The 20,716-nt window shown below is 67.3% G+C and carries 20 protein-coding genes; 8 read left to right on the top strand and 12 right to left on the bottom strand.

Features of this window, described 5'->3' with window-relative positions; translation table 11 throughout:
* Positions 1 to 2: 2 nt before the first annotated feature.
* The 4 genes from AC1RVW_RS00630 to AC1RVW_RS00615 form a co-directional block, all read right to left on the bottom strand.
* A complete protein-coding gene (locus AC1RVW_RS00630; RefSeq protein ID WP_081269541.1) occupies positions 3 to 779 on the bottom strand; it encodes a DeoR/GlpR family DNA-binding transcription regulator in 777 nt (258 codons plus the stop codon).
* Between the two features lie 103 nt (positions 780 to 882).
* Positions 883 to 3,159 (bottom strand): phosphocholine-specific phospholipase C, encoded by a 2,277-nt coding sequence (locus AC1RVW_RS00625; protein WP_493197382.1) that lies wholly within the window; start codon positions 3,157 to 3,159, stop codon positions 883 to 885.
* 28 nt (positions 3,160 to 3,187) lie between these two features.
* Positions 3,188 to 3,367: a hypothetical protein gene (locus tag AC1RVW_RS00620; RefSeq protein WP_493197380.1), complete on the bottom strand. Its 180-nt coding sequence runs from the start codon at positions 3,365 to 3,367 to the stop codon at positions 3,188 to 3,190.
* Positions 3,368 to 3,414: 47 nt separating this feature from the next.
* Positions 3,415 to 5,478, bottom strand: a complete 2,064-nt coding sequence (locus tag AC1RVW_RS00615) for a LamG-like jellyroll fold domain-containing protein (protein ID WP_493197378.1) — start codon at positions 5,476 to 5,478, stop codon at positions 3,415 to 3,417.
* Between the two features lie 247 nt (positions 5,479 to 5,725).
* On the opposite strand from AC1RVW_RS00615, the gene AC1RVW_RS00610 reads away from it, so the two are divergent.
* The 3 genes from AC1RVW_RS00610 (at position 5,726) to AC1RVW_RS00600 (ending at position 7,880) form a co-directional block, all read left to right on the top strand.
* The gene (locus tag AC1RVW_RS00610; RefSeq protein WP_155742584.1) at positions 5,726 to 6,172 is read left to right on the top strand and encodes a hypothetical protein; all 447 of its coding nucleotides are present in this window, start codon (positions 5,726 to 5,728) and stop codon (positions 6,170 to 6,172) included.
* 70 nt (positions 6,173 to 6,242) lie between these two features.
* Entirely contained in the window at positions 6,243 to 6,566 is a 324-nt protein-coding gene (locus AC1RVW_RS00605) for a hypothetical protein (protein ID WP_081269536.1), read from the top strand.
* Positions 6,567 to 6,743: 177 nt separating this feature from the next.
* Complete coding sequence (locus tag AC1RVW_RS00600) at positions 6,744 to 7,880, top strand: hypothetical protein (protein ID WP_493197376.1); 1,137 nt, start codon at positions 6,744 to 6,746, stop codon at positions 7,878 to 7,880.
* 12 nt (positions 7,881 to 7,892) lie between these two features.
* On the opposite strand, the gene AC1RVW_RS00595 is transcribed toward AC1RVW_RS00600, so the two are convergent.
* The 6 genes from AC1RVW_RS00595 to mltG all read right to left on the bottom strand — a co-directional run bounded on the left by AC1RVW_RS00595 (position 7,893) and on the right by mltG (position 12,547).
* A complete protein-coding gene (locus tag AC1RVW_RS00595) occupies positions 7,893 to 8,573 on the bottom strand; it encodes an ankyrin repeat domain-containing protein (RefSeq protein ID WP_106934495.1) in 681 nt (226 codons plus the stop codon).
* Complete coding sequence (locus AC1RVW_RS00590) at positions 8,570 to 9,376, bottom strand: TatD family hydrolase (protein WP_237674258.1); 807 nt, start codon at positions 9,374 to 9,376, stop codon at positions 8,570 to 8,572. The genes AC1RVW_RS00595 and AC1RVW_RS00590 overlap by 4 nt, the downstream gene beginning before the upstream one ends.
* An 87-nt stretch (positions 9,377 to 9,463) precedes the next feature.
* Complete coding sequence (locus tag AC1RVW_RS00585; protein ID WP_081269532.1) at positions 9,464 to 9,850, bottom strand: PilZ domain-containing protein; 387 nt, start codon at positions 9,848 to 9,850, stop codon at positions 9,464 to 9,466.
* Positions 9,847 to 10,860: a DNA polymerase III delta subunit-related protein gene (locus tag AC1RVW_RS00580; RefSeq protein ID WP_493197374.1), complete on the bottom strand. Its 1,014-nt coding sequence runs from the start codon at positions 10,858 to 10,860 to the stop codon at positions 9,847 to 9,849. The genes AC1RVW_RS00585 and AC1RVW_RS00580 overlap by 4 nt, the downstream gene beginning before the upstream one ends.
* Entirely contained in the window at positions 10,857 to 11,528 is a 672-nt protein-coding gene (tmk, locus tag AC1RVW_RS00575) for a dTMP kinase (RefSeq protein WP_493197372.1), read from the bottom strand. Before tmk ends, AC1RVW_RS00580 begins: the two co-directional genes overlap by 4 nt.
* Entirely contained in the window at positions 11,525 to 12,547 is a 1,023-nt protein-coding gene (gene mltG / locus AC1RVW_RS00570; protein WP_081269529.1) for an endolytic transglycosylase MltG, read from the bottom strand. Before mltG ends, tmk begins: the two co-directional genes overlap by 4 nt.
* 113 nt (positions 12,548 to 12,660) lie before the next feature.
* Between mltG and ygfZ the strand changes: the two genes are divergently transcribed.
* A complete protein-coding gene (gene ygfZ, locus AC1RVW_RS00565) occupies positions 12,661 to 13,596 on the top strand; it encodes a CAF17-like 4Fe-4S cluster assembly/insertion protein YgfZ (protein ID WP_493197370.1) in 936 nt (311 codons plus the stop codon).
* A gap of 143 nt (positions 13,597 to 13,739) precedes the next feature.
* Positions 13,740 to 14,633, top strand: a complete 894-nt coding sequence (locus tag AC1RVW_RS00560; RefSeq protein ID WP_493197368.1) for a hypothetical protein — start codon at positions 13,740 to 13,742, stop codon at positions 14,631 to 14,633.
* A 21-nt stretch (positions 14,634 to 14,654) separates the two neighbouring features.
* Here the strand turns inward: AC1RVW_RS00560 and AC1RVW_RS00555 are convergent, their stop codons facing one another.
* Positions 14,655 to 15,530 (bottom strand): YbgC/FadM family acyl-CoA thioesterase, encoded by an 876-nt coding sequence (locus AC1RVW_RS00555; protein WP_493197366.1) that lies wholly within the window; start codon positions 15,528 to 15,530, stop codon positions 14,655 to 14,657.
* Positions 15,527 to 16,507, bottom strand: coding sequence for an alpha/beta hydrolase (locus AC1RVW_RS00550; protein WP_493197364.1), 981 nt, complete (start codon positions 16,505 to 16,507; stop codon positions 15,527 to 15,529). The genes AC1RVW_RS00555 and AC1RVW_RS00550 overlap by 4 nt, the downstream gene beginning before the upstream one ends.
* Positions 16,508 to 16,642: 135 nt before the next feature.
* Between AC1RVW_RS00550 and gbd the strand changes: the two genes are divergently transcribed.
* The 3 genes from gbd (at position 16,643) to AC1RVW_RS00535 (ending at position 20,704) form a co-directional block, all read left to right on the top strand.
* Positions 16,643 to 17,779, top strand: a complete 1,137-nt coding sequence (gbd, locus tag AC1RVW_RS00545) for a 4-hydroxybutyrate dehydrogenase (RefSeq protein WP_106934487.1) — start codon at positions 16,643 to 16,645, stop codon at positions 17,777 to 17,779.
* A gap of 139 nt (positions 17,780 to 17,918) precedes the next feature.
* Positions 17,919 to 20,261, top strand: a complete 2,343-nt coding sequence (locus AC1RVW_RS00540) for a type VI secretion system Vgr family protein (protein WP_493197362.1) — start codon at positions 17,919 to 17,921, stop codon at positions 20,259 to 20,261.
* Positions 20,262 to 20,269: 8 nt separating this feature from the next.
* On the top strand, positions 20,270 to 20,704 hold the full coding sequence (locus AC1RVW_RS00535; RefSeq protein WP_493197360.1) for a hypothetical protein: 435 nt from the start codon (positions 20,270 to 20,272) through the stop codon (positions 20,702 to 20,704).
* Positions 20,705 to 20,716: the final 12 nt, after the last annotated feature.

Here is a 20,716-nt window from a genome sequence, read left to right as displayed (position 1 = left end):
GCTCAGGCGATCAGCAGCCGCTCGCAGGCTTTGCGCAACGGCACCAGTGCGGGCAGCGTGCGCGCCTTGGCGTCGGTGACGATCGCGTCGATGTCTTCCGTGCTCGCATAGGTCACGCGGCTGGCCTGGCCGATCTTGGCGTGGTCGGCCAGCAGCACCAGTTGCTGGGCCTGTTCGGCCATGGCGCGGGCCACCGCCGCCTCGTGGTGCTCGAAGCTCATGGCTCCGTGCCTGGCGTGCAGGGCCACGGGCGACAGCATCGCCACGTCGGCGCGGTAGCGGCGGATGGCCTCCACCGTGATGTCGCCGCAGGTGGCCTGCGTCTTCACGTCGATCTCTCCGCCCAGCAGGATGGTCTTGTTGCCGGTCAGCCGGCCCTCGCTGGAGCCTTCGAGCTTGAGCGCGATGCTCAGCGAATTGGTGATGACCGTCATGCCGCTCAGCGCGGCAATTTCTTCCGCCAGTATCGACATGGTGCTGCCCGCGTCGAGGAACACCGTCTGCCCCGGCGCCAGCAGCGTGACCGCAGCCTTGGCGATGGCGCGCTTCTCGCGCTGCCGCGCCACCAGCCGCACGGCCAGGGGCGGCTCGGGCTCCACGCCGGTGGCTATGGCGCCACCGTGCACGCGCCGCAGTTCGCCCAGGCCCTCCAGCTCGAGCAGGTCACGGCGCACGGTCTCGCGAGACACCGCAAGATCCTGCACGATGCGGTCGACGCTGAGTCGGGAGAAAGTGGCCAGCAGGCTGCGGATGCGCAGGAATCGTTCTTCTTGAAGCATTGAAACGCCGTGGTGAAAAGAAGGAGCGGCGCCATTGTGCCTACCACCGGTGCACTGCCGATCGGAAGACAGGCGGCCCCGCGGGGCGAAGCCGCCGCCGGCATCAGAGGTCGGCCATGCCCATCGCAGGATCGCTCACCGAGTGCTTGCCGGTTTCCACGCGGCCCGCGAAGCGGCGGTAGTAGCTGGCATCGGCGTCGCACGTCACCGCGAAGTCATACCAGCAGCCGCTGCCCGACAGATCCCAGTGCTGCTCGGCGACGGTGCCGCCATTCACCGTGGCGGTCCACGGGCCGTCGTCGCGGTAGGCCTTGGCACGGATGGTGAACTTGCAGGCGTTCTTGCCGCCGTTGAGCATCTTCAGGTAGACGTTGCCGTTGGCGATGTCGTAGCACACGCGAACCTCGGGCACCGCCACGTCGCCCGCGCGCAGCGTGTTGAGGTTGCCCTTGAAGTGGCGGTGGTAGCCGTTGGGGCCGAGCACCCAGAGGTCGTAGAAGCCGCTGTTGTCGGCCACCGGGTTCCAGGTGTCGTCGAGGGTCTTGCCGGCTTCGACCATGTAGCGGCGCGGCAGCAACCCGAGGTTGAGCTTGTCGTACACATGGAACACGGCTGCCGCCTTGCCGGTGTTGGCGAACAGCAGCTGCAGCTTGCCGTTGACGACGTCGCTGCGCGCGCTGGTGTGAAGCTCGTAGGGCAGGGCGCGCGAGGGGCGCGTGCCCGTCGCCTGGCGGGGCAGTTGCGGATCGAGCGGCACGGCGATCTGCGGCAAGGCCTGCTGGTCGGCACGCAGCTGGTTGGCCTGGTCCTTGGTCTTGCGTCCGGCCAGCACCGGCAGCGCATCGTTGTTGGGCGAGACGAAGTTGAAGGCGCTGGTCAGATCGCCGGCGATCGCGCGGCGATACGGCGAAATGTTCATCTCCTTGACTCCGAAGCGAGCCTCGAGGAAGCGCAGCACCGAGGTGTGGTCGAACACCTGCGAATTGACCCAGCCGCCGCGGCTCCATGGCGAGATGACATACATCGGCACGCGCGGTCCCGGACCGTAGACGCGGCCGTCCGAAGGCACGGTGGTGCTGCCGACCAGCGGGTACGTATGGCGCTCGAAGGCCACGTCGGCATCGGACAGCGTGGTCTTGCCGGCGACGGCGCCCTTGGGGTTGGTGGGGTCGATCAGCGAAGGTGCCGACGGCGAGGGCGTGTGGTCGAAGTAGCCGTCGTTCTCGTCGAAGTTGACGATGAACACCGTCTTGCTCCAGACGTCGGGGTATGCGGTGAGCGCGTCCAGCACCTCCTGGATGTACCAGGCGCCCTGCACAGGGCTCGAAGGGCCGGGGTGTTCGGAGTACGTGGCAGGCGCGACGATCCACGACACCTGCCGCAGCTTGCCGTTGGCCACGTCCTGCTTGAAGGTGCCGAGGAAGCCGCCGTCCGGCATGGTGTTGGCTACACCCTTGTAGAGCGGGTTGCCCGCGTCGTCGCTGGCGGGGTCGTAGGCAGGCACGGTCTGGCCAGCGGGCGGACTGGCGTCGCCGTCATAGCGCATGTCGTTCTTGCCGGAGAGCTTGTTGGCCACGCGGTACTGCTGGAAGCCGTGCAGCGGGTTGTCGGTGTAGTTGTCGGGCAGGTTCTGGTAGACGATCCAGCTCACCTTGGCTTCTTCCAGGCGCTCCGGATAGGTCTTCCAGTTGCAGCCGAACTTGGTGGAATCGACATTGGGATTGCTCGTCGGGTCCCACGGCTCCCTGAGGTTCTCCCAGGTGTTGTCGATCGAGGCCGTGCCTGCAAGGCCGGTGCCGACCTGGCCGGAGGGGCCGTTGGTGCCGGTCCAATGGAAAAGACGGTTCGAGTTGGTGCCCGTGTGCATGCCGCAGTGATAGGCGTCGCAGATCGTGAAGGCGTTGGCCAGCGCGTACTGGAAAGGGAGCTCGGCTTCCATGAAGTAGCCCATCGACGCGGTGTTCTTGTAGCGCGGCCACTGGTACATGCGTCCGCCGTCCCAGGCGTTCTGCGCATCGCCCCAGCTGTGCGGCGTGCCGCTCACGCGCTGCGCGTTGCCCTTGCTCTGGTCGAGGTGGTAAGGCAGCACGGGCTTGCCGTTGGCATCGCTCTGTTGCCAGACGTTCATGCCCTTGGGCAGCGGAATGGTGAAGCGGTCGCCGAAACCGCGCACGCCCATCAGCGTGCCGAAGTAGTGGTCGAACGAGCGGTTCTCCTGCATCAGGATCACGACGTGCTCGACGTCCATGATCGTGCCGGTCTTGTTGTTGGCCGGAATGGCCAGCGCTCGGCGAATGCTGGGCGGAAAGGCGGTCAGCGCGACGGCTGCGAGGCCCGACGAGGCGGTGCCCTTGAGGAAATTGCGGCGTGAGTTCTTCATGGTGTTTTGTTCCGAGGCATCGTGGGGGTCAGGGCGCGCAGCGCATCTCGGGCTTGACGCTGGTGTCAGGCTGCGCAGCCGGCGGCGTGGGCGTCACGGCGATGGGCACGCCGCCGCCGCCTCCGTTGTTGCCGCCACCGCAGGCGGAAATCACGCAGGCCAGGGCCAGCGCCGGGATCAGCCGTGGAGCCAGTGAAAGAAGTTGCATGGGAATGCTCTCTTGTGTCGTGTGTGGAGTGATTGAGGCGGGATGGGTCAGGGCGCCAGCGTCGACAGGGGACGGGCGGCCTGGTAGATGCTCTTGATCTCGTCCGCGGTGAGCGCGCGGTTCCAGATCGCGAAGTCGTTGAAGTCCATGGCGCCGCGCGGTGCGCTGGTGCCTGCGCGCTTGTAATAGAGGCCGGTGCCGTCTTCGTTCAGGCCAATGCCGTTCTTGAGGCCGCCGAGCTTGGCGACCAGCGCGGCCGAAAGCGCCACGCCGCCGGTCTGCACGCCCTTCGCGGGATCGATGGCGTAGCCCTTCATTGCGAGTCCCGACTTGTCGATGACCATCGCCACGTAGGCCCATTGGCCGGCGCTCAGGAAATGGGCGCCGCTGATTTCTCCGCGCGAGCCGCCCAGGCCTGTGTTGAACCGCAGCTCGCAGTTGCCGAACATGCCGATGGCGATGCCCTCGTTGCTGCCGCTGTCGTAGTTCTTGTTGGCGATGACCGATGCGCCGTAGCCCACCCCCTGGCTGCAGGTGGCGTCGGTGCGCATCCAGAAGCCGATGGTGAAAGCGGTGACCGCGGGATCCGTCGTCACGTCGTTGGTCTGCATCAGTCGATAGCCCGACATGCCGGCCGCATTCACGATGCGGTTGTCCACGCGCAGTGCCTTGGCCTTGAAGCTGGGCTTGAAGCCGTCGTCGTCCACCAGCGACCCCGCGGCGGCGTCCACGGCCCAGGGCGCGAGCGTCGATGCGCCGGTCTTGACGTCCAGGGCGGGCAGCGCGTCGAGCGGGTAGTAATTGACCAGGCCGTTGAGCAGCGACGGCGGCAGCGGCACAGGCTTGACGGCGGTGATGGCGAGCGAGGTGTCGCCCGCGACCACCGTGTAGAGATAGCTGAAGTTGCTGTCCTTCACGCCTTGGAGGGTGTCGGTGAACGTCGTGCTGGCCGCCGGCAGGGTGGCGACCGGCTTGCCGTCGCGCAGGATCTGCACCGGCACATTGGTGGTGCCGGCGAGCTTCCAGGAGAGCTCGACGCTGTCCCTGTCGGCACCGATGCCGGCGGAAAGCTCGCGGATGCTCGTGGCGCCTTGCAGCGCAATGCCGCTCCACGCGTAGTTCGCCGGTGCCGGCGTCACGCCCAGGTGGCGCAGCACGGTCGGTGCGATGTCGGTGGCGGCGGCCAGGCGCAGCAATGTGCCGTCGGTGGGCGCGGCCGTGTCGACCGCGGGCAACGCCGGGAGGGTCTTGTTGCTGGCAATGAACACGGTCTTGTCGGCAATGCCCTGCAGACCGGCGCTGGTGCCGAACGCATCGAGCCCGTGGCCCGTGGTGAGGATCACCAGCCAGTCTTCCTTGGAGTCGTTCGCGGTGCGTTGAGAGATGCGCGCGAGCAGCTTGCCGACGGCGGCGGAGGTGTCGGAGATGGCGCGTTGATAGTCCGCGCCCTTCAGGCCGCTGTTTGCAACCACGGCGGCTGGCGCGCCGTATTGCGCCACCAGCAGGTCGTAGCCGGCGTCGATGAGTTGAGAGGTGCGCTCCGTCACGCAGGCATCGGCGCCCGCGCAGTCGACGGCGGCGTCGATTGCGCCGGGCTCGTTGCCCAGCAGAGCAGGGTAGAGCGCATTCGCGGTGACCGCGCCGGTCTTGTAGCCAGCCGAGGCGTTCTGCTTGGCGACGGCGAAGATCGAAGGCGCGAGCTTGGCGTCGATGCGCTGGGCGGCGCCGTTGCCGCGCACGCCGTGGCGATTGGCCCAGGTGCCCGTCAGCAGCGTGGCCCACCCCTGGCTGTCAAAGGTGGGTTGCTCGCTGAGCGTGCCCACCATGCCGCCGGTCCATGCGGGAGGGATGCGAAGCGACTGCAGCGCGGGCACCTTGCCCTGTGCGACTGCATCGCGCAGCGCCGCATGCGTGAGGCCGTCGATCTCCACCACCAGCGCCTTCGGGCCGCTCTTGCCCTGGTTGGCCGAGGGAGCCGGCGTGCTGCCGGAGACCGGCGGAATGAATGCGCTCCCACTGCTCGCGCCGCCCCCGCCGCAGCCGGAGAGCAAAAAGACGGTGGCGGCCCCCAAAGCCGCAAGCCCGCCGCTTGCGGTCGTTCCTCTGATCATGTCGTTCCCTCAAAAAGTTGAAATTCGTCCGCGACCTGAAGTGCGTTTGCTCGTGCTTGGGCGTGAAACTGTTGTTTGCATAAATTGCCACAAACACAAGGAATGCCACCGATATTGCGATTGCTAGGTGACATCTCGTTGACAATGTTTGCGGGGCTAGTCGCCTGGCGTGCGCCATAGATGGCGGTGCCGCCGCGCGCTTTTTTTGCGCGCCGTCCTACGCATGGCAGAGGCGGCAGAAATTCAGATGGCACTCATGCAAGGCTTTCTGAATCGCGCGCTACAACTTCTTCAGCAACTGGCATATGCCCGTGTGTTGTGCGAGTTCCATCGCATTCAGGACCTGCGTTGTCAGGCGTCCGATATCTGCAGCCACGGGTTGGTGACGGCGCAGGAACGACTGGCGGCCTGCGAACAGCGCCTGGACGAGTTCCAGCAGACGCTCGACAACAAGGACAAGGTGGCCGCCATACGCCTGGCGCGCGCGCTGTACCTGCGCATGCTGCTTGGCAGCGCCAACAAGCGCCTGCAACCGTGGAGCGACGGGGAAGACATCACAAACATGCCGCTGTCGCACATGTTCGAATGGATCTCGCACGACTTCGAACGGCTTGAACTGGCCGCGCTGGAAGATGCAATGACGCCGGCAGAGATCGTGATGTATGCGCGCTCGATCGAAGGCGTGCACGGGTAAATGGAGCGTACGCTCGGCAAGCGTAGAAAAAAGGTTTCACCCTTCACTGGATTTTCGGTAGAGTCTTTCGATGCCCACCGTACTTTCTTTCCCCGCACAAGCGCGCGCGGAAGAACTCGCCTCGAGTCTGGAAGGCTGCAAGGTCCTCGAGGTTTCGTTCGCCAACGGCCCACCGATGCCGGCGATCAAGGGCGGATGCTTTCAGTTCGCCACCGTGTTCAAGGCGTTCGGCGGTCAATGGAACCATGCGCGGAAAGTGCATGTTTTCTACGACTGGAGCGCGGTTGCCGCGTCGCTGGAGGCGGCGCTGCGCAGGCAGGTGGATGGCGCAGAGGGCTCAGAGCAGGACAAGCAATGGGATCAGGATTCGGGACTTCGGGTCAGGGCAGGCTGAACCTGCCAGAAGCGGGAAACCGCTCGTCCACTTTATTTAACATAATGCACATTGTGTGAATTGAAGATACCCGACGTTCCAGCACAACAACCCACATGAACATGGGACTTTCGTCTCATGCGATCCCCACGCATCCCACCTAGCATCGACCATCCCCCAGACCCTTGGAACTTTTTGATGCTCGACATTCCACAGACCGCGTTCGATGAAGTGGGCAAGAACCTGTCCCAGTACTACGAAAAAGAAATGGCGGCTGGCGCCCGTGTCCTGTTAGACCGCATGCGCACCAAGGACTGGGGCGTGGTGAGCGCGGCCTTCGCCCAGAAATCCGACATGGTCGAGCGCACCTGGGATTCGTTCCGCGCCAAGTCCAACGAGAGCTTCAGCGTCCCGTACAAGAAAAAGCTGACCGTGCTGCTCAGCGAGTACTGCGGCAACACCGCCGACGTGCAGCGGCTGGTGGTCAAGGGCGTGGCGGCCCTGGCCCGGGCCGGATTGGGCAAGATTCCGATTCCTGGCGCTTCGGTCCTCAAGACGCTGGTGACCAAGAGCGTCGGCGCTGGCGTCTCCGCGGTCAGCGGCGTCGAAGGCGGGATCGACGGCTATCTGCACGGCAAGAGCATCAGCGAAGCCGACACCGTGCTCACCAACCGCGGCAACCAGGAAACCGCCGCGCTCTTCCGCGACGACCGCGAGGCCATGGAGGCCGCCGAAGCTGCGATGAAGCAGTACAAGCACATCGCCAACCTGATCAACTCCATGCCGGACCAGATCACCGACCTCAACGACGCGGTGCTGTACCCAGGCGTTGCGGCTAAAGTGCGCATCTCCGCTTCGGACTTGCGCCAGCAGCTGATCAAGATCACGACCTTCGTGGAAGGCATGCAGATGCGCGCCGAGCGCGTCGCGGAGCTGATGCACAAGGACTCCGACCAGATCGCGGCGCGCATGGTCGACGTCGCCAGAGACGTGGTGCTGAACGCCTACCACTCGGCCCGCGCCGATGGCAGGCAGGCCTTGTCGGGCACGGCCGCCAAGGGCAAGCCTTACGAGTACGTCGCCCGGCCGATGCTCAAGCCGTTGTCAGGGTCCGAAGGCGGCATGACCCAGCTCGCCAACCTGGTCGCCTATGCACTGGCCCTCGGACAACACGACGCACTGGAGATCTCGCAGCCGACGCTGGTGAGTTCGTCGAACCCCGCCGTGCCGGTCGGCCGCCCGCGAAGCAACGCGGTGGTTTCGATCGGCGGATATCGCCCGCCGGTGCCGCCAAGGCCGGTGCCGCCTCCCCTGCCCCCGCGGCCGATCAGATAAGCCCTCAGCCGCTCACCACTTGCCGTCCTTCGGCACGGCCTTGGGTGCATTGGCTCGGGCGCTGGCTGCCGCGGTGATCATCGAAGCGGCCTCCGAGCGGCTCGCCTTGTTCGCGAAGTCGACCGCCGTCATGCCCAGCTGGTTCTTCATGGTGATGTCCGCGCCCTCGTCCAGCAGCAGCTTCACGGCGTCGTTGGAGCCGTACATGGCCGCCATCATCAGCGGCGTGGTGCCATTGGGCGACTGTGCGTCGATGAACGCGTAGTTCTCGAGCAGCAGCTTCATGATGGCGATCTGGCCGCTGCTGGCCGCGTAGTGCAGCGGCGTCCAGCCGGTCTTGTTGACGGCTGCGTCGCGCTTGAGCAGTTGCGCCACCACGTCCTGCTGGCCCTTGATCGCGGCCAGCATCAGCGGGGTTTCGTCCTTGGGGCTGGCGATGTCGACGTTGGTCTGCGGCGCGTCGATCAGCACCTTGATGACCTTCGGCGAAGGCTCGCGCAGAGCGATCAGCAGGCCCGTCTGTCCATGCTCGTCCAGCGTGTTCGGGTCGAAACCGCGCTGAAGCAGATTGCGCACGCCGCTGGCGTTGTCGCCGCGCACGGCCCGGAAGAAGTCTTCGAAAGAACCTGCATGTGCCGCAAAAGATGCAGCAATGACAATGAGATAAATCGATTTCTTGAAGTAGTTTTTCATGATTTGACTTCCCTGAACAATGTTTCGAAGTTGTCGCTCGTGGCCTTGGCGACGGCTTCCACCGGCAGCTTGCGCAGCTCGGCGATCTGCTGCGCCACGTAGGGCACGTACGACGGGTTGTTGGTCTTGCCCCGGTACGGCACCGGCGCCAGGTAGGGGCTGTCGGTCTCTATCAGCATGCGGTCGAGCGGCACGAAGGCTGCCACGTCGCGCAGGTCCTGCGCCTTCTTGAAGGTCAGGATGCCGGAAAACGAGATGTAGAAACCCAGGTCGAGCGCGGCGCGCGCCACTTCGGCGGTCTCGGTGAAGCAATGGAAAACGCCGCCGGCCGCCTTGCCGGCGCCATCCTCGCCCTCCTCCTTGAGGATCGCCAGCGTGTCGGCCGAGGCTTCGCGCGTGTGGATCACCAGCGGCTTGCGCGTTTGCTGCGCGGCACGGATGTGCACACGGAAGCGGTCGCGCTGCCATTCCATGTCGGAAATGCTGCGGCCGCCCTTGCGCTCTTCCATCTGGTAGTAGTCGAGGCCGGTTTCACCGATGGCCACCACGCGCGGGCGGGCCGACAGGCGCACCAGGTCTTCGACCGTGGGCTCGGCGATGTCCTCGTTGTCGGGGTGCACGCCCACGCTGGCCCAGAAGTTGTCGTAGCTGGCCGCCAGGGCCTGGACGTCGTCGAATTCCTCGAGCTTGGTGCAGATGCACAGGGCCCGGTCGACCTGCGCGGCGGCCATGGCTGCGCGGATCTGCGGCATCTGGTCCGCGAATTCGGGAAAGGTGAGGTGGCAGTGGGAGTCTGTGAACATCGGAAATAGGAAGGTGCGCGGCACCGGCCCGGGTTGTGGGAGACGGTGCCGTGTACGGAGTTCCGCGTCACGAGGACGGCGGGGAACTCAAATGGTTTGTGTCGGACGGTCGGAGGCCATGGAGCCACCCAGCGCCGCTTCGATGCGTGCCTTGAGCTGGCGCGACTTCTCGTCGGAAGGAAAACGGATGCCCACGCCCGGAGCACGGTTGCCGGCGGCACGCGGCGGCGTGATCCAGGCCACCTTGCCCGCGACGGGGTAGCGCTGCGGGTCTTCGGGCAGCGTCAGCAGCACGTAGACGTCGTCGCCCAGCCGGTATTCGCGCGAGGTCGGAATGAAGATGCCGCCCTCCGCGAACAGCGGGATGTAGGCCGCATACAGCGCGCCCTTCTCCTTGATGGCGAGCTGGATGACGCTCGGCCGGGCCGGTGATGGGGCTGCTGCGGGCGCAGCGGAGGCGGCGGGTTGGTTCATGTTCGACGAGCGGCAGAGTTTAGGGTCGTTCGCGCTTCGCTCACAAGCGCTTCGAGCATGAGGCCCGCGTTGAACGGATGTTCCGCGGTCCTTGCGGCACTGGCCAGGGACTTCGACCAGCGCGCCAGCGCCAGCCGCGAAGGCGCCGCCGGCAGGTCGGCCGCGTCGAAAAACCGGGGTTCGGCACCGTTGCCGACCGCCATCAGGTCGTGGCAGAGCTTCTGCAGCGCGCCCACGGCCTGGGCCGGCGCGTGGTCGGCCAGCGCGCCCACGTCGCCGCGCGTCATGGCCTTGGGCAGCAGCGACCAGGCCTTGGGCGACTGGCCGGAGCGGGCCAGCTTCAAGGCATCGCTGGGCCGGCCGCCGGCCGCGCGCAGCAACGCCGCGGCATCGGCGGCGGGCACGCCCTGCGCCGCCAGCCACGCTTCGGCCTCCGCGGTTTCCGGCCACGGCAACGTGAAACCCAGGCAGCGGCTGCGGATGGTCGGCAGCAGCTGCCACGCTGCTTCGCTGGCGAGCACGAAGCGCACGTCGCCCACGGGCTCCTCGAGCGTCTTCAGCAGCGCGTTGGCGGTGATGTTGTTCATGCGCTCGGCCGGGTACACCAGCACCACCTTGCCGCGGCCCCGCGCGCTGGTGCGCTGGGCAAAACCGACCGCGTCGCGCATCGCCTCGACGCGAATCTCGCGGCTGGCCTTGCGCTTCTTGTCGTCGATGTCGGACTGGGCTTTTTCGTCGAGCGGCCAGCCGAGCTCCTGCATCGCGACTTCGGGCATCAGCACGCACAAGTCGGCATGGGTGCGCACCTCGATGGCATGGCAGCTCGCGCAGCGGCCGCAGGCGGTGCCTTCGTCCGTCGGCTGCTCGCACAGCCAGGCGGAAGCCAGCGCCAGGGCCAGTTCGTACTGGCCGATGCCGGACGGGCCCTGCAGCAGCCACGCATGGCCGCGCTGGCGCAGCAACTCGGCCAGCGGCCGGCCGAGCCAGGGAGACAGCATCTGCGTACTCATCGTGCGGTTCCGCCCAGCGGCAGCAGAACGCCGCGCGCCAGCAGTGCGGTTTCGACCTGCTGCCAGACCTGGTCGCGCGCCTGGCTGGCGTCGATGCGCACGAAGCGCTTGGCATCGGCGGCGGCACGGTCCGCGTAGCCCTGGGCCACGCGGCGGAAGAATTCGACCGGCTGGGCTTCGAACTTGTCCGGCACGCGCGCCCCGGCCAGCCGCTGCGCGGCAATTTCGGGAGCCAGGTCGAACCACAGCGTGACCTGCGGCTGCAGCAGCGTGGACGCGGGCAGCGCCGCCCTCCCCGCCTGCACCCATTGTTCGAGCGTCGACAGCACGGCCGCGTCGAAGCCGCGGCCCGCGCCCTGGTAGGCGAAGGTGGCATCGGTGAAGCGGTCGCACAGCACGACGTCGCCGCGCGCCAGCGCCGGCTCGATGACCTGCGCGACATGGTCGCGGCGCGCCGCGAACACCAGCAGCGACTCCGTCAGCGGGTCCATCGGCTGCTCCAGGATCAGCCCGCGCAGCGTTTCGGCCAGCGGCGTGCCGCCGGGCTCGCGCGTGCGCACGACCACGCGGCCCTGGGCCTTGAACAGCGCTTCCAGCGCGTCAAGGTGGCTCGACTTGCCAGCGCCGTCGATGCCTTCCAGCGTCAGAAACAGACCTTGGTCGCTCATTGGTTTGCCTTGGGTTTGGGGTCGCCGCCCCCGCGCTGGTAGCGATTGACCGCGCGGTTGTGGTCGTCGAGCGAACTGCTGAACTGGCTGGTGCCGTCGCCGCGCGAGACGAAATACAGCGATTTGCTTTGCGCCGGCTGCACCGCAGCCAGCAGCGCGGCCTTGCCCGGCATCGAGATCGGCGTGGGCGGCAGGCCGCCGCGGGTGTAGGTGTTCCAGGGCGTGTCGGTCTGCAGGTCTTTCTTGCGCAGGTTGCCGTCGAAGGCGGTGCCCATGCCGTAGATGACGGTCGGATCGGTCTGCAGCGGCATGCCGATGCGCAGCCGGTTGGTGAAGACCGCCGCGATCTCGGCGCGATCGTTGGCCTTGCCTGTCTCCTTTTCGACAATGCTGGCCAGAATCAAAGCCTCGTCAGCCGACTTGAGCGGCAGGTCGGAGGCGCGGGCGGCCCAGGCGGCTTCCAGCTTCTTGTCCATGGCCCGCATCGCGCGCTGCAGCAGGGCGATGTCGGTCGAGCCCTTCGAGTAGGTGTAGGTGTCCGGAAAGAAGCGCCCCTCGGGGTGCAGGCCGGGCTTGCCGAGCCTGGCCATGAGCGCCTCGTCGGTCAGGCCGACGCTCTCGGGCTTCAATTGGTCGGCCTTGGCCAGGGCGGCACGCACCTGCCGGATGTTCCAGCCCTCGACCAGCACCAGGCTGCGCGTGGCTTCCTCGCCCCGCACCAGGATGTTGAGCAGCAGCTTGGGCGTGACGCCGCGCTCCAGCTCGTAGCTGCCGGCGCGCATCTGGCGGTCTTGTCCCGACACGCGGAACCAGAGGTAGAGCAGCTGCGGCTGCACATCGACGCCGGTGTCGGCCACCGCCTGGGCGATGCCGCGCGGCGTGGTGCCGGGCTCGACCGACAGGTCGACACTGGGTGCGGGCAGCTTGAGCGGCTGGTGCACCCACCAGAGACCGGCCCCACCGAGCGCGAGCACGGCCAGGGCGGCGAGCAGGAAGAGCGTGAGGAAGAAGCTGCGCACGGATCCGATATGGGGGAAGACGGAAGAAAGAAGAAAAAGAGGTGGTCCCGCGAGCCGCAGGGCGGGAACCCCTGCCGCTCCGAAGGAACAGGCCCGGCCATGATAATTCAGCGATGACCACTGTCGTTCTCAATGGCGTGACCGCCCTTTCCCCCGCCGGCCACCTCGGCGTGATCCGCGCCGAGGGCCCCGACGCCGCCAGCTTCCTGCACGGCCAGCTGACACAGGACTTCTCGCTGCTCGGCTCCGGCGACGCCCGGCTGGCCGCCCTGTGCACCGCCAAGGGCCGTGTGATCGCAAGTTTCATCGGCATCAAGCCGCAACCGGAGCTGATCCTGCTGGTGTGCAGCCGCGACATCCTGGCCGCCACCCTCAAGCGCCTGTCGATGTTCGTGCTGCGCGCCAAGGTCAAGCTGACCGACGCCACCGATCAATTCGCGCTCTACGGCCTGGCCGGCACCGCGCTGGCGGACAACGGCATCGACGCCGCGCTGCCCCCCGGCAAGCGCATTGCCGTGGGCGACGATGTGAGCGTCGTCTCGCTCTATCCGGCCGATGGCGTGCCGCGCGCGCTGTGGATCGCCCCGGCCGGCCATCCCGCCCCGGTGGGCCCGGCGCTCGACGACAGCCTGTGGCAGTGGAGCGAGGTGCGCAGCGGCATCGTGACCCTGACCACCCCGGTCATCGACGCCTTCGTGCCGCAGATGATCAATTACGAGTCGGTCGGCGGCGTCAACTTCAAGAAGGGCTGCTACCCCGGCCAGGAGGTGGTGGCGCGCAGCCAGTTTCGCGGCACGCTCAAGCGGCGCACCTACCTCGTGCAGGCAGATGCGCCGGTGAGCGTCGGCCAGGAAGTGTTCGCGGCCAACGACGCCGAGCAGCCCGTGGGCACCGTGGCACAGGCCGCGCCCGCGCCGGGCGGCGGCTGGGCGGCGCTGGTGTCGATGCAGATCGCCGCGCTGGAAGCCCGTGGCCTGCGTGCCGGCGCGGCCGACGGGCCCGCGCTCACGGTCGAGCCGCTGCCCTACCCCCTGCTCGAAGACATCTGATCTTTCGGACCCCCAACGCCCCGCGAAGGGGCGTTTGGCGCTGTCGAACAGGCAGCGCCATTTTTTTTGCGCGTCGTCCAACCCCGTTTTCGAAGCTGCGCCGTAGAAGCCTGCACCGATCAACTCCCGGCAAGGAAGACACCATGCAGCGCAGACTTTTCTCCACCGCCCTGGCCCTGGGTGCCATGGCTGCTTTCGCGAGCGGCGCACACAGCCAGGAGCGGCCCTACATTCCGATCCCGCCCACCCTCGTCGGCTCGCTGATGCAGGTCGGCTTGGTCGACCGCAGCACCGGCGCCGAGCTGACGGTCTACCGCCATCGCGGCGAGTACTGGGTGGCCGGCCGCCCCGGCGCGCGCTACGCCATCCGGGTGCGCAATGCAATGGGTGAACGCATCATGGCCGTGATGTCGGTCGACGGCGTGAACGTCGTCACCGGCGAGACCGCGAGCGTGGGTCAGAACGGCTATGTCTTCGGCCCGCGCGAGCGCAGCGACATCGCGGGCTGGCGCAAGAGCGACTCGCAGATCGCGGCGTTCCAGTTCGCTGCGGCCGGCAACTCCTACGCCAGCCGCACCGGCCGCCCCGACGACGTTGGCGTGATCGGCGTCGCCCTGTTCCGCGAGCGCATGCCGGAGCCGCCGCCGCCGCCCGTCATGCCTTCCCCGCGCCGCGACGAATACGGGGAGCGCGAGCGGCGCAGCGATTCTTCCTTGGCCAAGGCCGCGCCGGCCCCGAGCGCGGACGTTGCGGCTTCAGCCGAGGCCCCGGCCGGCAGCATGGCCCGCCAGTCTGCGCCGAGCCCGAGCCTGGGCACCGCCCACGGCCGCCGCGAGACTTCCTACGTCGGCAAGACGACCTTCGAGCGCGCGCAGTCGTCGCCCGACGAGGTGATCCGCATCCGCTACGACAGCCGTGAAAACCTCATTGCCGCCGGCGTGATCCTGCAGCCGCGGCAGTGGCCGCGTCCGGCCGGGCCCTCGGCGTTCCCGGGGTCCGACAACGGCTACGTGCCCGACCCGCCGCCGCGCTACTGAAAGCAATGGGCCGCGCGCCGCTCAGCGCAGCGCGCGACGCATCTCGATGTGCGGAATGCCGGCTTCCTCGAAGACCTCGCCGTGCGCCACATAGCCGCGCCGCGCATAGAAGCGCTCGGCGCTGCGTTGTGCATTCAGCGCCACCACCCGATCGCCGCGCGCGCGGGCCGCATCTTCGAGCACCTGCATCACGGCCGCGCCGTGTCCGCCGCTGCGCAGGTTGCGGTGGACCGCCATGCGGCCGATGTGCGAGACACCGTCTTCCGCGTGCAGCAGCCGGCCCGTGGCGATGACCTGCCCCAGCCGGTTGCGCGCCACCGCGTGCAGCACCGTCGCGTCGTGTTCGTCCCACTCCAGCGATTCGGGAATGTTCTGTTCCTCGACGAACACCGCGCGCCGCAGGGCACCGGCCGATTCGCCCAGCGTGGCCCAGTCGCCGGTTTCCACGGTGCGCATCGGCTCGCCTGCCTCGTAGCCGGTCAGCAGGCTGCGCAGCTTCTCGGGCACCGGCTTGGAGGTTTGCGTGGCCGGGTCCGCGAACACATAGACCAGCTCGCAGCCGACCAGGAACTGGTCCTGCCGGAACAGCCCGCCCTCGAACACCATCGACGAATTGCCGATGCGCGCACAGCGCATGCCCACGTCGAGCATGTCGTCCATGCGCGCAGAGCCGCGGAAGTCGATCGTCGCCTTGCGCACGTACAGGTCGCCGGCCAGCGAGTGCATGGACTCTTCGTACGGCAGCGCCAGCGCACGCCAGTAGTCGGAGATGGCGGTGTCGAAGTACATCAGGTAGTGCGCGTTGAACACGATCTTCTGCATGTCGACTTCCGCCCAGCGCACGCGCAGGCGGTGGAAGAAACGGAAATTCTCGCGTCTTGTGGCTGTCTCGCTCATGGTTGCAGTGCTTCCTTGATGGCCCGGGCCGCGTCGTCCTGCGCCTTCAGCGCTTCCGGGATCGCGCGGCCCATCTTGATGAATTCGTGTATCACGCCCCGGTAGATTTCCAGGTCGACCGGCACGCCCGCGGCGCGCAGCTTGTCGGCGTAGGCGATGCCTTCGTCAACCACGGCGTCGCACTCAGCCAGCCCGATCCATGCGGGCGCGACGCCGTCGACGTCGTCGGCCAGCAGCGGCGCGAAGCGCCAGTCGTCCCGGTCGGCCGGCGTGCGGACGTACTGCGCGAAGAAGAAGTCGATCATCGCCTTGGTCAGCAGCGGGCCGTGCGCGTGGCGCTGGTGCGAGGCGGTGTCCTGGTGGGCGGTGGTGCCGGGGTAGATCAGCAGTTGCAGCGCCAGCGGCAGGCCCGCGTCGCGCGCCATGATGGCGCACACCGCGGCCAGCGTGCCGCCAGCGCTGTCGCCGGCCACGGCCATGCGCGACGGGTCGAGGCCCAGGCTCGCGCCCTGCGTGGCAATGAACTCGAAGGCGTCCCAGGCGTCGTTCGACGCGGTCGGGAACTTGTGCGCGGGTGCGAGCCGGTAGTCGACCGACACCACCGCGCAGCCGCTCTTCAGGCTCAGCACGCGGCACAGCGTGTCGTGCGTGCGGATGTTGCCCACGGTGAAACCGCCGCCATGAAAGTACACCAGCACCGGCAGCACCTCGGCCGACGGCGCATACAGCCGGGCTGGCACTGCATGGCCGTCGCGCGCCGCGATGCTGAAGTCTTCGATGCGCGCGATTTCGGGCTTGGGCACCTCGAGCACGCCGGCGCCTTTTTCGTAGGAGGCCTTGGCCTCGTCGGGCGTGAGCTGGTCTAGCGTGGGGTGGCCGGCGCGCGCCATGCGCTCGACCACGCTGGCCATCTTGGCGGTGAGCGGGTGTTGCTGTTGCTGCTTTTGCGCCTGTGTCGTCGGGGGAATCGTCGTCATGTCTGTAGGAAAGCGGCCGTTGCGTGCGGTGTGCCGTGCGCGACAGCGGCAAGGGTTTCTTGCGTGGGCAAGAAATGCCCCTGTTGGTAGATTTGCACAGTCCGCAATCGTACCGCCCTGCGCATCACCACCCCCATGGCACTCATTCAATACCTCACCCAGATCCAGTTCGAATTCGGCGCGATCAAGCTGCTGTCCAGCGAATGCGCGCGCATCGGCATCAACCGCCCGCTGATCGTGACCGACGCCGGCGTGCGCGCCGCGGGCGTGCTGCAGAAGGCGCTGGACGCCATCTCGGACCTGGAAGTGTCGGTGTTCGACCAGACGCCCTCCAACCCGACCGAGGCCGCCGTGCGCGCCGCCGTCGAGCTGTACCGCAGCGGCCGCTGCGACGGCCTGATCGCAGTGGGCGGCGGCTCGGCCATCGACTGCGCCAAGGGCGTGGCCATCGCGGCCACGCACGAAGGCCCGCTCAAGACCTACGCGACCATCGAGGGCGGCTCGCCGCGCATCACCGAGCGCGTGGTGCCGCTCATTGCCGTGCCCACCACCAGCGGCACGGGCAGCGAGGTGGCGCGCGGCGCCATCGTCATCGTCGACGACCACCGCAAGCTCGGCTTCCACAGCTGGTTCCTGATGCCCAAGGCCGCCATCTGCGACCCTGAACTCACGCTCGGCCTGCCGCCCAAGCTCACCGCCGCCACCGGCATGGACGCCATCGCGCATTGCATGGAGACCTTCATGTCGGCCGCCTTCAACCCGCCGGCCGACGGCATCGGCCTCGACGGGCTGGAGCGCGCCTGGGGCCACATCGAGCGCGCCACCAGGGACGGCAGCGACCGCGAGGCGCGGCTGAACCTCATGAGCGCGTCGATGCAGGGCGCAATGGCTTTCCAGAAAGGGCTGGGCTGCGTGCATTCGCTGAGTCACAGCCTGGGCGGCGTCGATCCGCGCCTGCATCACGGCACGCTCAACGCCCTCTTCCTGCCGGCGGTGATCCACTTCAACGCGGGCGCCGATTCGGTGCGCAAGGAGCAACGCCTGCAGCGCATGGCGCAGGCCATGCACCTCGATTCGGCCGGCGACCTCGGCGACGCCATCCGCGACATGAACGCGCGCCTGGGCCTGCCCAAGGGCCTTGCCGAGGTGGGCGTGACGCCCGCGATGTTCGAGCAGATCATCGACGGCGCCATGGCCGACCACTGCCACAAGACCAACCCGCGCCTGGCCACGCGAGACGACTACAAGGCGATGCTCGAAGCCTCGATGTAATGGCTTTTTCTACGCCTGTTTCAGAGGGAAACAGGCGCGCATCGGCGGCTTGTGCGTCATGCATGTGACATGAGGGATTCCTAGACTGGTCACAAAGGGTTTGCATTTGTGCACACCCGCAGAGTCAGGGAAGTTCCGAATGCCGCGTACCGTCCAAGTCCACACCGTGCTCGGCGCCGAGCAGCTCAAGTTCCGCGCAATGCGCGGGCAGGAGGGCCTCTCGCAACTCTTCGAGTTCGAGGTGGACATGGTCGGCACCAGCTTCAACATCGAGCTCAAGCAGCTGCTGGGCACCTCGCTCACGCTGGAGCTGGCCGACGACGGCGGCCCGCGTTTTCTCAACGGCACCGTGGTGCGCTTCGAGCTGGTGGGCCGCGCCAACGAAACCGGCCGCCACTACGTCTACCGTGCGCTGGTGCAGCCGTGGCTCTGGTACCTCACGCGCACCACCGACAGCCGCATCTTCCAGAACAAGAGCGTGCCCGAGGTGCTCGACGAAGTGCTGGGCAAGTACGGCTTCGAGTTCGAGAAGCGCCTCACGGCCAGCTACCGCCCGTGGGAAAACTGCGTGCAGTACCAGGAGAGCGACTTCGCCTTCGTGAGCCGGCTCATGGAGCACGAAGGCATCGCGTACCACTTCGAGCACGGCAACGGCACCCATCTGCTGGTGCTGTGCGACGACGCCGGCGGCTACACACCCCTGCCCGGCCACGCCACCATTCCCTACCGCCCGCGCGACCGCGTGCTCAACGCGATGGAGCCCTGCATCGACCAGTGGCGCGTGTCCGAGCAGATCACCTCGGGCCGCGTGATGCTCGACGACTTCGACTTCAGGAAGTCGCGCGCCTCGCTGCAGAGCGTGCAGCAGGACCCGAAGGGCCACGACCATTCGACCTACGAGGTGTACGAATGGCCCGGCGGCTACAGCGAACACGAGCAGGGCGACGCCTATGCCAGGGTCCGCCTGCAGGAACTGCAGTGCTCGCACGAACTGGCCAGGGGCCACACCAACGTCGTGGGCATGGCGCCCGGCTACCTGTTCCAGATGACGCACTGCCCGCGCGAGGCCGACAACCGCGAGTACCTCGTCACCGAGACCCGCTACGACCTGCAGGAGCCTGAGTATTCCAGCGGCGGCAGCAGCGAATCGGTGTGCGAGTTCGACTTCACCGTGCTGCCTTCGAGCGTGGCCTACCGCCCCGCGCGCAAGACACCGCGCCCGCGCACCAACGGCCCGCAGACCGCCACCGTGGTCGGCCCGGAAGAAATCTGGACCGACCGCTTCGGCCGCGTCAAGCTGCAATTCCGCTGGGACCGCTACGGCCAGTCCGACGAGAACAGCTCCTGCTGGGTGCGCGTGTCGAGCAGTTGGGCCGGCGCCAACTTCGGCACCATGCACATGCCGCGCGTGGGCCAGGAAGTGATCGTCGATTTCATCGGCGGCGAGCCCGACCGCCCCATCATCACCGGGCGCGTCTACAACAGCGACCAGATGCCGCCCTGGGAACTGCCCGCCAACGCCACGGCCAGCGGCATCCTCACCCGCTCCAGCAGCGGCGGCGCGGCCAACCAGGCCAATATGTTGCGCTTCGAGGACCGCACCGGTGCCGAGCAGATCTGGCTGCATGCCGAGCGCAACCTCGACGTGGAAGTGGAGGCCGACGAGACCCACACCACCGACGGCACCCGCACCACGCTCATCAAGGGCCACGAGTCGGCCACCTACCAGGACGGCGAAACGCGCGACATCACCGCCGGGGCCAGGGAAACCATCACCGGCGGCGACACCCGCAGCGTGACCGGCGGCTTCACCGAGACCGTGACCGGCGGCGTGAACCAGACCATCTCGGGCGGCAAGACGCGCATGCTCAGCGGCGGCCTGCAGGACACCATCACGGGTGGCGTCAACTCCGCCATCACCGGCGGCTACCACGGCACCATCAACGGGCAGGAAGTGCGGTTCGTGAGCGCGGGCCGGCAGGACACCATCGACACATCGAACACGGTGCTGGTCAACGGCCCCTCGACCACCACCGTCACCGGCCCGACGGTGCACACCTCGCCGGACGTGACCTTCAACACCACCAACCACATCCACAACACGACGCAGCACGTCATCAACACCACCGTCTACAACACGACGTCGAACACGTACAACAACCTGGCGGTGAGCTACACCAACAACTCGGTCAGCTACACCAACAACTACGCCAAGAGCAGCGACTGGCGGCTGACGCGCTCCGGCGGCGCGGGTTTCCGCTTCGGCGCGGTGGGCATGTCGCTCGACTTCTGGGGCGTGCGCCAGCAGTTCTACGGCATCAACTCGCAGTACGCGGTGCTCAAGGTCGACTTCCTGACCTACAAGATCGCGAACAAGGGCATCGACATCACCAACCAGGCCATGGAAGTCGGCAGGACCGCGGTCCGCTTCTACATGGACGGCATGGCGGCCTATGCGCAGGCCATGCACCTCGTCATGTGACGCCCGGCATGGAGTGGGAGACGCTTCTCTGGGGATTCTTCGGTGTCGTGATGACCGTGGTGGTGCTCGGCGGCATCGGCGCCGTGGGCTACATGCGCAAGGAGAACGGCCGCTACACGGCCGAGGCCAGGCGCTGGGCGGTGCTCGGGCAGTCGGGTCAGCCCGCTGAAGCCGTGGTCCGCAATGTGCGCATGCACCCGAACAACATGACGCGCGGCGGCTCGCGCGGCCAGACGGTCTGTGCGCTGGTGCTCGACGTGGCGTACACGGATGCCACTGGCACGGCGCGCACGGCCTCGATTCCCACCTTCGTGGAAGACGCGCTGGTGCCGCAGTTCCTCGCGCCCGGGCGCATCGTCCACTTGCGCTACGACCCGAGCGACCCGGCCTCGGTGGCCATCGACCGCACCCGCACGCCGCTGGAGCTGCCGCGTGCCGACTGAGCATTCCTTTTC

Source organism: Variovorax sp. MPBD4-3 (assembly GCF_058809745.1).
Note: the sequence above shows the minus strand (reverse complement) of the source record. Positions and strands in the feature narration are given on the sequence as shown.